This window comes from Fodinicola feengrottensis (assembly GCF_039530045.1).
In the GTDB taxonomy this organism is placed as follows: Bacteria; Actinomycetota; Actinomycetes; order Mycobacteriales; family HKI-0501; genus Fodinicola; species Fodinicola feengrottensis.
Genome location: NZ_BAAANY010000008.1, coordinates 382,857 through 395,332 on the forward strand (window position 1 = coordinate 382,857; position 12,476 = coordinate 395,332).

General features: G+C 65.3%; 14 protein-coding genes and 2 pseudogenes. 9 read left to right on the top strand and 7 right to left on the bottom strand.

The genetic code is table 11. The features are described from left to right. Positions 1-89 precede the first annotated feature (89 nt). Positions 90-518 carry a hypothetical protein gene (locus ABD301_RS11475; RefSeq protein WP_344309665.1) on the top strand — a complete coding sequence of 143 codons (429 nt, stop codon included), beginning with the start codon at positions 90-92 and terminating at the stop codon, positions 516-518. Positions 519-916: 398 nt separating this feature from the next. Here the strand turns inward: ABD301_RS11475 and ABD301_RS11480 are convergent, their stop codons facing one another. Together ABD301_RS11480 and ABD301_RS11485 are read right to left on the bottom strand one after the other, a co-directional pair. Next, positions 917-1,282, bottom strand: a complete 366-nt coding sequence (locus ABD301_RS11480) for a DUF397 domain-containing protein (protein WP_344309667.1) — start codon at positions 1,280-1,282, stop codon at positions 917-919. Next, positions 1,279-2,169: a helix-turn-helix domain-containing protein gene (locus ABD301_RS11485; RefSeq protein ID WP_163568834.1), complete on the bottom strand. Its 891-nt coding sequence runs from the start codon at positions 2,167-2,169 to the stop codon at positions 1,279-1,281. Before ABD301_RS11485 ends, ABD301_RS11480 begins: the two co-directional genes overlap by 4 nt. Positions 2,170-2,330: 161 nt before the next feature. On the opposite strand from ABD301_RS11485, the gene ABD301_RS11490 reads away from it, so the two are divergent. The 5 genes from ABD301_RS11490 (at position 2,331) to ABD301_RS11510 (ending at position 4,965) form a co-directional block, all read left to right on the top strand. After that, on the top strand, positions 2,331-2,600 hold the full coding sequence (locus ABD301_RS11490; protein ID WP_344309671.1) for a hypothetical protein: 270 nt from the start codon (positions 2,331-2,333) through the stop codon (positions 2,598-2,600). Then, positions 2,597-2,881: a hypothetical protein gene (locus tag ABD301_RS11495; RefSeq protein ID WP_163568836.1), complete on the top strand. Its 285-nt coding sequence runs from the start codon at positions 2,597-2,599 to the stop codon at positions 2,879-2,881. The genes ABD301_RS11490 and ABD301_RS11495 overlap by 4 nt, the downstream gene beginning before the upstream one ends. A 121-nt stretch (positions 2,882-3,002) precedes the next feature. Continuing rightward, complete coding sequence (locus tag ABD301_RS11500) at positions 3,003-3,395, top strand: hypothetical protein (protein ID WP_163568837.1); 393 nt, start codon at positions 3,003-3,005, stop codon at positions 3,393-3,395. 646 nt (positions 3,396-4,041) lie between these two features. Further along, a complete protein-coding gene (locus ABD301_RS11505; RefSeq protein WP_344309673.1) occupies positions 4,042-4,404 on the top strand; it encodes a hypothetical protein in 363 nt (120 codons plus the stop codon). 234 nt (positions 4,405-4,638) lie between these two features. Continuing rightward, a complete protein-coding gene (locus ABD301_RS11510; protein WP_163568839.1) occupies positions 4,639-4,965 on the top strand; it encodes a hypothetical protein in 327 nt (108 codons plus the stop codon). A gap of 182 nt (positions 4,966-5,147) precedes the next feature. Here ABD301_RS11510 and ABD301_RS11520 read toward each other — a convergent pair. Further along, positions 5,148-6,072, bottom strand: a pseudogene (locus ABD301_RS11520) (IS5 family transposase). A 465-nt stretch (positions 6,073-6,537) separates the two neighbouring features. On the opposite strand from ABD301_RS11520, the gene ABD301_RS11525 reads away from it, so the two are divergent. Together ABD301_RS11525 and ABD301_RS11530 are read left to right on the top strand one after the other, a co-directional pair. Then, positions 6,538-6,834: a hypothetical protein gene (locus tag ABD301_RS11525; protein WP_279580580.1), complete on the top strand. Its 297-nt coding sequence runs from the start codon at positions 6,538-6,540 to the stop codon at positions 6,832-6,834. Positions 6,835-6,878: 44 nt separating this feature from the next. Further along, positions 6,879-7,004 (top strand): annotated as a pseudogene (locus tag ABD301_RS11530) (hypothetical protein); the annotation flags it as partial. 226 nt (positions 7,005-7,230) lie between these two features. On the opposite strand, the gene ABD301_RS11535 reads toward ABD301_RS11530, so the two are convergent. The 4 genes from ABD301_RS11535 to ABD301_RS11550 form a co-directional block, all read right to left on the bottom strand. Then, the gene (locus tag ABD301_RS11535) at positions 7,231-8,301 is read right to left on the bottom strand and encodes a hemolysin family protein (protein ID WP_344309677.1); all 1,071 of its coding nucleotides are present in this window, start codon (positions 8,299-8,301) and stop codon (positions 7,231-7,233) included. Next, positions 8,298-9,713 carry a hemolysin family protein gene (locus tag ABD301_RS11540; RefSeq protein WP_344309679.1) on the bottom strand — a complete coding sequence of 472 codons (1,416 nt, stop codon included), beginning with the start codon at positions 9,711-9,713 and terminating at the stop codon, positions 8,298-8,300. The genes ABD301_RS11535 and ABD301_RS11540 overlap by 4 nt, the downstream gene beginning before the upstream one ends. A 284-nt stretch (positions 9,714-9,997) precedes the next feature. After that, positions 9,998-10,753, bottom strand: a complete 756-nt coding sequence (locus ABD301_RS11545) for a YcnI family copper-binding membrane protein (protein WP_344309682.1) — start codon at positions 10,751-10,753, stop codon at positions 9,998-10,000. A gap of 105 nt (positions 10,754-10,858) precedes the next feature. Continuing rightward, positions 10,859-11,941 carry a cation diffusion facilitator family transporter gene (locus ABD301_RS11550; RefSeq protein ID WP_163568842.1) on the bottom strand — a complete coding sequence of 361 codons (1,083 nt, stop codon included), beginning with the start codon at positions 11,939-11,941 and terminating at the stop codon, positions 10,859-10,861. A gap of 152 nt (positions 11,942-12,093) precedes the next feature. On the opposite strand from ABD301_RS11550, the gene ABD301_RS11555 reads away from it, so the two are divergent. Beyond that, the gene (locus ABD301_RS11555) at positions 12,094-12,447 is read left to right on the top strand and encodes a metalloregulator ArsR/SmtB family transcription factor (RefSeq protein WP_163568878.1); all 354 of its coding nucleotides are present in this window, start codon (positions 12,094-12,096) and stop codon (positions 12,445-12,447) included. The last annotated feature ends 29 nt before the right edge of the window (positions 12,448-12,476 follow it).

Below are 12,476 nucleotides of genomic sequence, written 5' to 3' on the forward strand. Positions count from 1 at the left end.
AGGCTTATTGGCATCACATATCAAAACTTGAAGTCCTCCACGCCTTCAATGATGGAACTTCTCGTACGAATCACCTCGTACTCAACAAGATGCTTGTCGAGAACGGATTCTATCCGGTGGTCCTTTCTATGCCCAACTCCCCTCAACAGTCGCCTGATGACTGGACCGCTGAACTAGAAAAGAGCAAGATGAAAACTATTCTCGAAGTGGAGGCGAAGATGGGTCGCGAGGTGAATACCCGCCCGCACAAGGACGCAGTCCTCCCAATCCATGCGATTTTCGAGCGCCAGCTCGTCGGGAAAGGCATTCCGGAGTACTTTCCGGGCACCTCAGAGGACGACTCGCCTGGTCGGTCATTGAATGCCGAACAGAGCGATGATCCAGCGGTCGAGGCGCTCAGGCCAGCGTCTCGCGAGAGCGGGGCGCCGCAAACAGATACAGCGGATCAGTTTAGCAACTTCTCACCTCGTGACGGCTATATTCCCGACGAGGATGACGATTACAGTGACTTGCGCTGAAAGCAGCACCCTCTACGTGCTGCCCCTTCGCCGGCATGACGGGATAAGAAACGGCTGGGCGCCGCACTCACCGACGTCCTGTCCGGTCGCCAGCCCCTTGCGCTGTTCGCCGTACGGGCGACCAACCATGGGCTTCCATGCGGGTCAGCTGGCGGGAAAGCCGGCCCTTCGACCAGAACATCTCGTCCGCCACTGCTTGCTGGCTGATTTCCTGGCCGGGGTGGCGCCGAGATGTATGAGGATGTGGCGCTCGACTGGTGACAATGTGGGGACCGGTCTGAGGTCCGTAGACACCCGCCAGCGCATGCGATCCGGGTACTGCCAGGGCTGAGCGCCACGCCTCGCGCTGCGGAGTCGCCCCGCTGCCGGCCGGTACGGCGGGGCGGCTTTGGCGTCTGTCAGAGTGCCAAGGCTGGCAGCTTGCCCTCCTGGTCTAGGTCGAACTCGCCCAGTTCGACTCCGGCCACGAATGCATCCCACTCAGCCGGCGAGTAGGACAGCACCGGGCCTGATGAGTCCGTACGCATGCGGATCTCGCCTCCCGCGAATTCGACCGTCGGGAAACCTGAGAGGACACCACCCGTGCGCACGTGGTCGACGAATAATTGCCAGTTTATTGGGAGCACGAATAAAACTGGGGACGCTTCGCCAAGTTTGGTGTCACGGATGAGAATCTGGTCATTTGATCCCACTTCGACGCATTGTCCTTGTCCGTTGGACCGGGACGACGTACGCCAGTTGACGCACGCCTGTTCGTTGCTCATGTCTCGAACTCCTTTGCGATCTGGGTGAGCAGTTCTCGTGAAGACTTGCGGTCTAGAGCCTTGTTGGTGATGCCTTCGAATGCCCAGACATGGCGTTCGACTTCGGCAGGCTTGTTGAGGTAGGCCGCACCGGTCAGGCCCTCGGAATAGACCGTGGTCGGCTCGGAGTCCGGCGGAAAGTCCAGCACCACAAAAGACCCGGACGCCAAGGCGCCTCGGTGGATGCCCGCACTGAACGGAATGATGCGTACCGTCAGGTTCGGCAGGTCATCGATCAGCTTCACGAGGTGCCGCAGCTGCGCGGCCATGACTTCCTCGCCACCGACGGGTCGGCGGACGGCGGCTTCGTTCAGCACGATGTCGAATCTCGGCGCGGTGGGCCTCTGCCGGGTGAGCAGTCCAGCTCGGCGGGCGCGTACGTCCACCAGCTCCCGTACCTCGGTCTCGGTGATCAACAGGCCCTCCGCGTCAGCTCGGACGACGGCACTGGCGTAGTCGCGAGTCTGTAGGACTCCGGTGATCAACTCGGTGTGATACTCCCGCAGCGAAAAGGCGAGCGCCTCCAGCTCTAGGTACAGCTGGAACCAGCCCGGGATGGCCGTTGAGTCGTACCACCAGCCCTTGACCTTGGTCTGGGCCAGCAGGGTCACTAGGTGCTCGGTGGTGTCCTCGTCAGCGTCGGTGAATCGGGCCAGCGCCTCGATGTCCATCGTCCGTACGGTGACGCCGTTCTTGCCGCTCTCCAGCCGCCACAACTTGGCCTGGCTCCACTCCAGTTTGCCTGCCAGGTCTTCCTGGCGGAGTCCCTTGGCCTCGCGCAGCCGGGTCAACGTACGACCGAGCTGGCGCCTGGCGATGGCGGATCCTGCCGGTTCCGGTTCCGTCATTGCTCACCTCCCTTTTTCATCTCGGGTGAGTTTCACGCCGTATGAATATCGCACGCCGTCACCCGAAGCAATGAAGTTCCTTTTCGAGTACCCATCTAGCTGCACTAATGATGAAAAACTCGATATGAGTATTGCAAGAGTAGCCCTCTCGGTGCACTCTCATGCGCATCCCGCAACGGCGCAACCACGGGAGGCAACAGGTGCCGTACCAACGCGAGCACGAACCGCACAAGATCCAAGCAACAGTGGTGATGGGCCCTGGAGTCCGGGAGATCCATCGAGAGCTGGCCCAACTGGTCGACGACGCCAACGTCCGCCTGCAGCTGGCTCGAGCGCGTCACGAGATACGGGCTGTCGACTTCATCGGCGGGCAGCTGAGCGCATACCGGACCGTCCTGAGCGGGGACCTGTTCACCGAAGGCCAGTCATGACGCGCCCGAGGTACGAGCACAACCTGCCAGCACGGCTCCAGCCCGAGAGGCTGGCCCAGCAGATTGACCAGCGGCTGGCGGACGAGCGATTCACCCTCACGCCCGGGACGCTGCCGCAGATCCGCGGCTGGTGGTTCCACGAGCTGCATGCCTGGGGTGCTGTGCACAGGCCGTTCCCGATCGACTGGGACCTCGATCTGGGATTGGCATACACGGACGCCCGCCAGGACACCGAGCACGTAGCTGATGTGCGCCTGGTCGTCGACACGCCGCTCCTGTAAGAGCCGGTCGGCCGGTCCTGGTGCAGGCGATCACCCGGGACCGGCCGGCCCTCCATCGCCCAGCCCGCGCAAGACCGATCCCCATCGCCGCGCGGGTTGGGTCTCACTCTCTGGAGGCGACGTGACCCACGTCCTCACCCACGAACACCAGCAAGACGGCCCCACATCGCTACAGGGCCTGCGAAACGTGTTCGCTGCAGCTGCACCCTCGTACCTGACCAGTGACGTCTCCGACCGGCTCTTCCACGCATGGGTGGCAGCCCTGCAAGCTTTCGCGTCGCAGATCTGGCGGATCGACTGGCGGGTCTTGTGCGACGTCGCCACCACCGACTACCCGACGGACCCGGAGGCCGTGCAGGCCCGCCTGGAGATTGCCGTCGGCCTCATCCCGGTGATGCCGAGGCAATTGACGCGGCGCCCTGACACGCGCCCGATCGTTTCGGAGTGGCGCGCGGCTGATGAGCTTTTCGATCCGGCCGCTATTGCGATGACCAAGCAGCGTGAGCAGTCATGATGCCGTGCTGCGAGGACTGCGACCACGTAGCGGGAGCGCGGTACGTGCCCCGGCTACGGCCTGGGTTTGTTGGTGCCGCAGGCATCCCTGGTGGCAAGGACGACCAAATGAAAAGGCGACCAGTCGTACGGACACCACAGCAAACGGAGGCGCCGGCTATGGAGCTGGGAATCTTCAACGAGGTCTATCTCACCCGAACCTCGGGCGCAGACCGAGTCAGCACACCGATCTTTGAGGCTGTCCAGAGCAGCCTCGGGCAGGTTGACTCCACACAACCGTCCAACGTGGACCGAGCCGCCCCGGCAAGGCTCGTCGTCGACCCGACCGCGCAGGGGTTTGCTCCCAGGACCAAACATCGGCGACTCCGACCAAGTCCACGGCCGCGAATCCTGGGGTCCCGCGCGCAACCCGACGTACGAACGAATCTCCCCGTGACCGCTGTCGCGCAGCGGCCTGCGGCAGCCCACGACAACCCGCAGGATGGCGCACAGAGCGACTGCCAGTCGTGCGGAACCCCAATCATCTATCAGAAATCTCGCGCGGCTTGGGTGCACACCATCACTCGATTCGAGCCGTCCCGGGTGGGCGATGCCGTGGTCGTCACCAGCGGAGCACATCTGGCGATGCCCCAGGAAAGCGAGTCCTGATGAGTGCCACAGTCACAACGGACCCGACGAGCGCACCCGTCCGCATCCAGCCTCGCGGCGGCCCGCAGCCGCCGCGGGTGTTCTTCCTCTGGCGGACCAAGGACCCTAGCGGCGTATCCGGGACCGGATGCGTGGCGTGGGGTGTGGAATGGCCGGACGGGCACGCCGCAACGCAGTGGAGCGGCGATCGGTACGGCATCGCGCAGATCACCGAGTGGGAGCGAGTGCAGGACATCCTCACGATCCACGGCCACGGCGGCGCTACTGAGTTGCGTTACCTCGGTCCGCTGGTCTGCGACAGCTGTCTCACCATCCAACCTAGTCACCGCGGCGAGAGCGGCACGCCAGATCGGATGAGGTGAATCCGCAATGATCTACCCTGAATTCGATGCTTAGCCTCAGGCGCAACCGCGTAGGGCGTACCCGCTCTCGGCCGCAAGGAATTCGCGCGTCATAAGCGCGGCCACCTCATCGCCTATTGTTGCTTCCGCAAAGAAAGTTGTCGCCACCAATCGCTACATTGATTCCTCCTGGTGAATTTGTGCTCACTCGGGAGGATGTCAGAAACGCTGTATCGAGTAGGAAAGTAGCGGAGCATGGCCGTCAATCTCATCAAGAACGCACGTCAAGGCGCTCATTCTGCTGACAACCCGGACATGCAGACCGAACTCAGGAACGGGTACCAGATGCTCGTCAGAGTGGTGGAAATTCAGCAAGACGCCATCGACCAGCTTATGGTTCGCGTCGCGGACTTGGAAACCCAGCGCATCGAAGTGGGCTGGCGTGATGAACTCGCACCCGCACACCCCGAGCGTACGATCGCCGGCACGTTCCCGCTGCGGTTCAAGAATCGGAATACCGATCGCACAGGGCCGGTGGCAGCCGCAGGTCCGCACGCTACCCTGCCGCTGAACCGCTCGTAGAACTGGCGACGCTAATCGGTTTGACCGACATCGAGCACGAGGTCGAATTTCTTATCGCTGAGCGAAAGCGAAAAGCTGTGGTGGCGAGCGGGTATGCCGGACGCCGCACCCATGAGGCATATGGTCTTCACCGGTAATCCGGGAACAGGTAAGACCGTCGTCGCGCGTCTGGTCGCCCGCATCTACGCTGACCTGGGTTTGCAGACCTGCGGGCACCTAGTGGGCGTGTCTGTTAATTGATGTGCCTGGTGGTAGGTGATGAGGGCTGCGAGGAGGACTCCGCCGAGGAAGTTGGTGGCGTATTTCTCGTAGCGGGTGGCGATGGCGCGCCATTGTTTGATGCCGCCGAAGGCGCGTTCTACGGTGTTGCGTTCTTTGTAGACCTCGGGGTCGAAGGCTGGTGGTCGGCCGCCGGTTGAGCCTTTGGCTTTGCGATGCTGGATTTGGTCGCTGCGCTCAGGAATCGTGTGGGGGATCTTGAGATCACGCAGCCGCTGGCGGGTCGAGGGGTGTGAGTATGCCTTGTCCGCCAGCAGCCGGAATTTCCTGTCGTCGCCCTCTTTGTGAGCGGTGAGCAGCGGTATCAGATACGGGTTGTCGCCGGCTTGGCCGGCCGAGAGCAGGACGGTGACCAAGCAGCAGAGGGTGTCGGCCAGGGCGTGGATCTTGGTCGTCAGCCCGCCGCGGGATCGTCCGATCGCGTGGTCGGCAGGTTCATCGGGCCGATTCTTGTCATTCGAGGGAGCCCCCTGTGTCCGGCTTAGGGGCGCCGGCGGCGTGTTGATGCACACGGACGTTGGTTGAATCAACGGACAGCAATCGCATCAACTCAGCGCCACCATCCGGTGTCCCCGCTTGCACAGTCGTGAACATCCGCACGTAGGTTCCGTCCACTGACCAGCGATTATGCCGCTCCCAGAGGGACTGCCACGACCCGAAGTGATCCGGCACATCACGCCAAGGCGTACCGGTCCGGAACCGCCACACGATCCCTTCCAACGTCAGCCGATGATCATTCCACGGCCGTCCCCGCCGGCCACCACGCATCGGCATGACCGGCTCAATAACTGCCCACAACTCATCTGAAATAGCGCCCGTCCGCAGCATCCATTCATGATCACCTACCCGGCCGCGCCGAAATAAGCAGACACGCCCTAGTCGAGGTCAGTCGTACCGACCTCGTCGGTGAGTGTGTCGGGCAGACCGCTCCCCAAGTCACCGTCATCGTCGAACGCGCCATCGACGAACGCGCCATCGGCGGCGTCTTGTTCATCGACTTTACCGACCGCTACTGAGTGTGTTCGTGATGTCCGTACGGCTTGCGTTATGGGACGTTACGTGATCATTTACCGACTTGGCCCGGAACGTCCGCGATGTTCGCGAGCGTCGGTACGGAGGTCGGATGGTGCGGCAGGTTGTAGTCGGTCAGCTTCGAGTCCAGAAGTTGGCCAGGATTGGCGGGCGGCGGTCGTGGACGATCGTGTGGCCGGAAGGGGTGCTGCACGCCGGGGCGGACGGGTTTCTACGGCGCCATGAGGGGTCGGGACGCAGCGAACGTATGCGTATCTGCTGGTGGATCATCTGAGGTGGCTGGAGCGAGAGTGTCTCGGCATTGAGGTGGTGACGCTGCGGGGTCTGGAGCGGTATATGGGTCTGGTCGGCGCCGAGGTGGCCACGCTGCTGGGCGAGCCGTGGCGGACGGGCAAACGACCGTACGGGCAAGACGCGCTGTCAACGGCGGCGGCGTGTCTGAAAGGCTTCTACCTGCATCAGGCATCCCGTGGGATCAGCAAACACTCGGCAAACAGCTCGACCAAGCCAGGCTGCCGTCGCGGGCGGACCGTCGGCGCTCATTGCTCGGGCATGTGAAGGTGTCGATGCCGGCCAACCCATTGGCGCCTCGCGGGCTCATCGGCACCCGGCCGCTGCCGCTTGGTGTCGCCGGGCACGAAGGGTCCACCATCCTCGTCGGCCTCAACGGCCTCCGACTTCTGCGAGCCGCCTTGAAACGAGCCGACCAACCTGCCAACGGACCTTGACCCGTCCGGCGGCGGACGTGCCGTCACTAACGACCGGTAGTGACAGTTGTGCAAACCGTCCGATCCGAACTGACGATCGCCACGTCGCGATACGCGTGGATGGTTGTGGCATTTGTTGTTTTGCAATTCCTCAACCGGTCTCGGCCGAATGCGTGGCGCAGCACCCTCCCCGCGCGGTTTCGACCGTTCGCGGACACCGGCCGCGTGAGCAGGCCAGTCAATGTGGTTAAGAGGAAATTGGCGAGACAGGCGCGCGGGGTCCTGGTGAGGTGTCGGTTTCGTCGTCGAAGTCGCCGATGATCTGTTCGAGGAGATCTTCGATCGCAACGATTCCGGTGACGGTCCCGTTGTCGGTGGCGAGGGAGAGTTGGCTCCGTTTTTCCCGCATGGTGCGTAGCGCGGCCGCAGCGCTGGTGTCTGCTGGCATCGACAGCGGCGTGGTCATCAGGTCGGATGCGATGGCGTTGTTGCCGTTGGTGGTGGCGCGCGCGGCGTCGCGGACATGGACGATGCCGGTGATCTGGCTGTCTTGGGCGGTGACGAGCAGGCGAGACCGGCCGTGCCGGTGCCCGGTCAGTTCGATCTCACGGGCGCCCGCGGTTGCCGGGATGGTGACGACTTCGGCGATCGGTGTCATGACCTGGTCGACGGTGGTGTGTTGCAGACCCAGAATCGAGGTGAGCAACCGGTGATCGCGTACGGGCAGCGTGCCGCTGTCGCGGGAGGACTCGAGCAGCAGCCGCAGTTCCGCGGGGCCGTGGGCTTGTGCGAGTTCGTCCTGCGGGGTGACTTTGATGGCTCGCAGCGCGGCGTTGGCGAGTCCGTTCAGCACGGCGAGGACGGGCCGGGCGAGGCGGGTGAACCAGCCGAACGGCTGCCCGAGCAGCAGAGCTGAGCGTTCCGGGTCGCTGATCGCCCAGGATTTCGGTGCCATCTCACCGATGACGACGTGCAGAAAGCCGACCAGCGCGATCGCGAGCATGAACGCGATGACATACCCGGCGGACTCCGGAAGGCCGATGGCTGCCAAGGCGGGTTCGAGCAGGTATGCCACGGTTGGCTTGGCGAGCGCACCCAGGCCGAGGGTGCACAGGGTGATACCGAGCTGCGCGCCGGCGAGCATCAGCGACAGTTGCCTGCTGGCGGCAAGCGCGGCGCGCGCCGCGCGGCTTCCGGTGGCCGCGACCGCCTCCAGCCGGTGTCGTTTCGCCGCGACGAGCGCGAACTCCGCCGCGACGAAAAACGCGTTGAATGCAAGCAGCAACAGGGAGATCAACAGCGCCCAGGTCGTACTCATGCCGACTCACCGACCTGGCCGGACCGGTCCGCGCCGCGGCCCGCCGGCGTCACACCCTCGGGTGGAAGGCGGCGTAGGCGCACGGTCGCCGGTACGTGCCGGCGTACGGCAGTCACCGTGAGCTGGGCCATCCCCTGGTCGACGGGATATCCGTCAGGGTCGAGGGTCGGCGCGAGTGCGACGGCGATGTCGTCGGCGACCGCCGCTGTCCGGCCGAGCCGATGCAGGACCAGGCCGGAGACGGTGTCGAAGACGCTGTGATCGGGAAGTGAGATTCCGGTTGCGGTGGCGACTTCGTCCAGCCGCCACCGGCCGGGAACCAGCCACGACCCGTCGGATTCCCGCTGCGCGGCGGGTTCGGGCCGGTCGGTTTCGTCGCGAATATCGCCGACGAGCTCCTCCGCGATGTCCTCCAGGCTGACCACGCCGGCGAATCCGCCGTATTCGTCGATCACGACGGCCAGCTGCCGGCGCGCTGATCGAAGCAGCTCCAGCAGATCGGGCAGCGACAGCGTTTCCGGTACGACGAGGGCATCGGTGGCCAGGGAGGCGATGGTGGTGGCCGACCGATGCGCGGGGTCGATGGCGATCACGTCCGCGACGGCGACCACGCCGACAAGGTCGTCGATGTCGGTGCCGATGACGGGAAAACGGCTGTGGCCGGTGTCAAGGAGGTCGATGACGCTGGTCGCTGGAGCATCGGCGCGTGCTGTGACGACGTCGACCCGAGGCACCATCACCTCCACCGTCGATCGCGAACCGAAGTCCAGGGCGCGTTCCAGCAGCGCGGACAGGTCTGCGTCGAGCAGCCCCTCGTCCCGGGACGCCGCGATGATGTGATCGAGATCCGCGGTGGTGGCAGCGTCGGCGAGTTCCTCGACCGGCTCGATCCCGACCATTCGCAGCAGCCGGTTGGAGGTCGCGTCGAACAGCCGGATAACCGGACCGGCGATCGCCAGATAGACCACCGTCGTTCGTCCCAGGGCGACGGCCAACCTGTCGGGCTGAGCGATCGCGAGATTTTTCGGTACGAGCTCGCCCACCACCATCTGGATGACGGTGGCGACCAGCAACGCGATGCCCACGGACACGGACAGGCCCACGGCTTCCGGGATCCCGGCCAGCCCGAACAGGGCGGCGAGCCCCTCACCGAGATAGGGCTCGGCGACGTAACCGGCCAGCAACGCGGTGACCGTGATTCCCAGCTGCGCGCCGGACAACACGAACGAAAGTCGCCCAGTGATCCGCAACGCCCGTGCCGCTGCCCGGTCGCCGCCCTCGGCTCGTACCCGGAGTCGGCCGCGGTCAACCGCGACGTACGCGAACTCCTGTGCCACGAAGTACCCGGTCGCCGCCGTCAGCACGACGATCGTCAACAGCCCGAAGGCGACCAGTCCGATCGCTTGCACCATCAGAGGCTCCAGGCCGCCCGCATCGGGTGCATCCTGTCAACCAGCCACCATCTCGCTCGCCGGGCACTACCCGGCCCGGGACTACACCCGCCGTCGGACATGGCCGCACAATAGCCGATCAGAGCGCCATTGTTCACTGCGGCCAAACCAGGAGCGGCCCAGGCTGTTCAGGGATACCGGCGGGTTCGTCGACTGTCAGCCGGTAGGCCCGCCGCGCTGGGTGAGATGCGACGCGTACTCCGTCCGTCCAGGTGGGCGGCTGCTGATCGCCGACCTCCGGCGCCTCAGCTGGACTGATCGGTGGTGGGGTGCTCCCGACCGCGGCGGAACGTCAGACCGGCCAGGACCGCGCCGGCGACGGCGACCACGAGCGCGGCGACGGCGACCCAGAGCGCCGCGCCGCCAGCCGAACCAGCCGCGCTGGCGGCTGGGGTTGAGGCAGACGGGTCCGCCGCGTGCCCGCCGCCGCCGTAACCTTCGTCAGCCGAACCGGTCAGCTTCACCACCGGCGCCGGCTGCTCGGGCTCCTCGCCGTTGGCGGTCGGCGGCTGGTCCCATGTGACGACCTTGCCGTCGCTGTAGGTCTCGGTGGCCGGGATCACCAGCGTGTCCACCGACACGGGCAACGCCCCGGTCAGGATCTGGAACAGCCCGAACTGGCCAGGTGCTATCCCAACCCCGGGCTCGGCGGTCCACACCACCGACAGCACTGCCTGCGTGATGGTCGCATTCTCGATTGTCACGGGCTTGGGCAGCTTTCCCTTTGTCACCACTGCCTTCCAGCCTGGCAACGGGGCCGTACGCACCGAGGTGATCGGTGTGGCGGTCGGGAAGGTCAGCTCGAACTTGACCGTGCTGGCCGTCGCCGACTCGTTCGGCGCCCGGAACGAGATCTGGTTGTACTCCGCCCGCGTCACCACGGTCGGGTCCGTGGTGATGTGCGCGGACGCCGCGCCACCGGTGGAGAGTACGAGCGCGGCAGCAGCGGCCACCACTGCGCCGGCACGTACGAGCACCGACCTGCCATGGATGCTGGACATCTTGCTCCTTTGAAAGATGCGACCCAAAAATCGTCTATGGAGGTGGTCGCCACGCGCCGGCCGTTAGTTCCCGGTTGTCCATGGTTCACCCGGGGCCTGGCGGGCTCACCCGGCGGACGGCTGGCGGTGGTGGCTGAGCGCGTCATGTTGGTCGCCGTGCACCGGCGCGGGATCGATGTGCACCGTCACCCCTCCCAGTCGAGGGATCGCGTGCAGCAGCTGGTGTTCGGCGTCCACCGCGATGCTGTGCGCGCCCGTCAGCGACATGTCGGGTTCCACGGTCAGGTTCGTCTCGGCGTGCAGGCGGTGTCCGATCCACCGCAGCCGCAGGACACCGACATCCATGATGTGCGGGACCGCGCGCAGGGTCTGCTCGGCCCGCTCGACCAGCTCGGGGTCGACGGCGTCCATCAGTCGCCGGTAGATCTCCCTGGCCGCGTCCTTCAGGACGAACAGGATCGCCACCGTGATGAACAGGCCGACCACCGGGTCGGCCCACTGCCAGCCGATCGCGACGCCACCGGCACCCACCAGAACGGCGAGCGAGGTGAATCCGTCGGTACGCGCGTGCAGCCCGTCGGCCACCAACGCGGCCGACCCGATCTTGCGTCCGACCTGGATCCGGTAACGCGCGACCAGCTCGTTGCCGACGAACCCGACCAGGCCGGCAGCGGCGACCGCCCACAGGTGGCTGACCGGAGCTGGATTGATCAGCCGCTGGACCGCCTCGTACCCGGCCAGCGCCGAGGACGCGGCGATGAACACCACGATGACGATCCCGGCCAGATCCTCAGCCCGCCCAAACCCGTACGTGTAGCGGCGGGTCGCGGCCCGCCGGCCGACCAGGAAGGCAAGACCCAGCGGCACCGCGGTCAGCGCGTCCGCGACGTTGTGCAGCGTGTCACCCAGCAGCGCCACCGAGCCGGAGAACACGACCACTACTGCCTGCAGAGCCGCCGTCGCGGCCAGAACGGTCAGCGAGATCCACAAGGCCCGCATGCCTTCCCGGCTGGACTCCATCGCGGTGTCGACCTTGTCGGCCGAGTCATGTGAGTGCGGGGTCAGCAGGTGAGCAATCCGCCGCCACCAGCGACCGGAACCCTGGTGGCCATGGGCGTGCCCATGGCCGTGCTCATGCCCGTGGCCTTCGTCCGTGGCTAGCGGCTCATGCTGATCAGCCGTCGACATTCTGAGCTCCCATCCATGCGAACGTGGCAACCCGGCCACTATACGTGCTCATGTACGCACGCGACAACGGTGTTGGTACCAGCTTGCGGCAACAACAAGCTGGTGGCGCCGCGTTGGACAAGGCCGGAGGGCCGCAGCCATCATCTGTGCTTATGTACGCACCCCAGGAATCCGGCGGCAGTCATCCGCAAGACCTGCCCTCGGACGCGCACGTTGACGCGGCAGCGACCGCGTTGCGGATGCTCGGTGATCCGACCCGGTTACGGCTGATCTGGCTGCTGCGGGACGCCGAGATGGACGTGAGCACCCTGGTCGCGGCGACCGGCGCCGCCCGCCCGGCCGTCTCCCAGCACCTCGCGAAGCTACGACTCGCCGGCCTGGTGCGGGTACGCCGGGACGGCCGCCACGCCCTCTACAGCGTGCGCGGTGGACACGTACGACGACTGGTCACCGAGATCGTCAACGCCGCCGACCACCAACTCACCGGCGAACCAGACCACGACTAGGTAGGCCGTGTCGGGCAATTCTGGAGGGT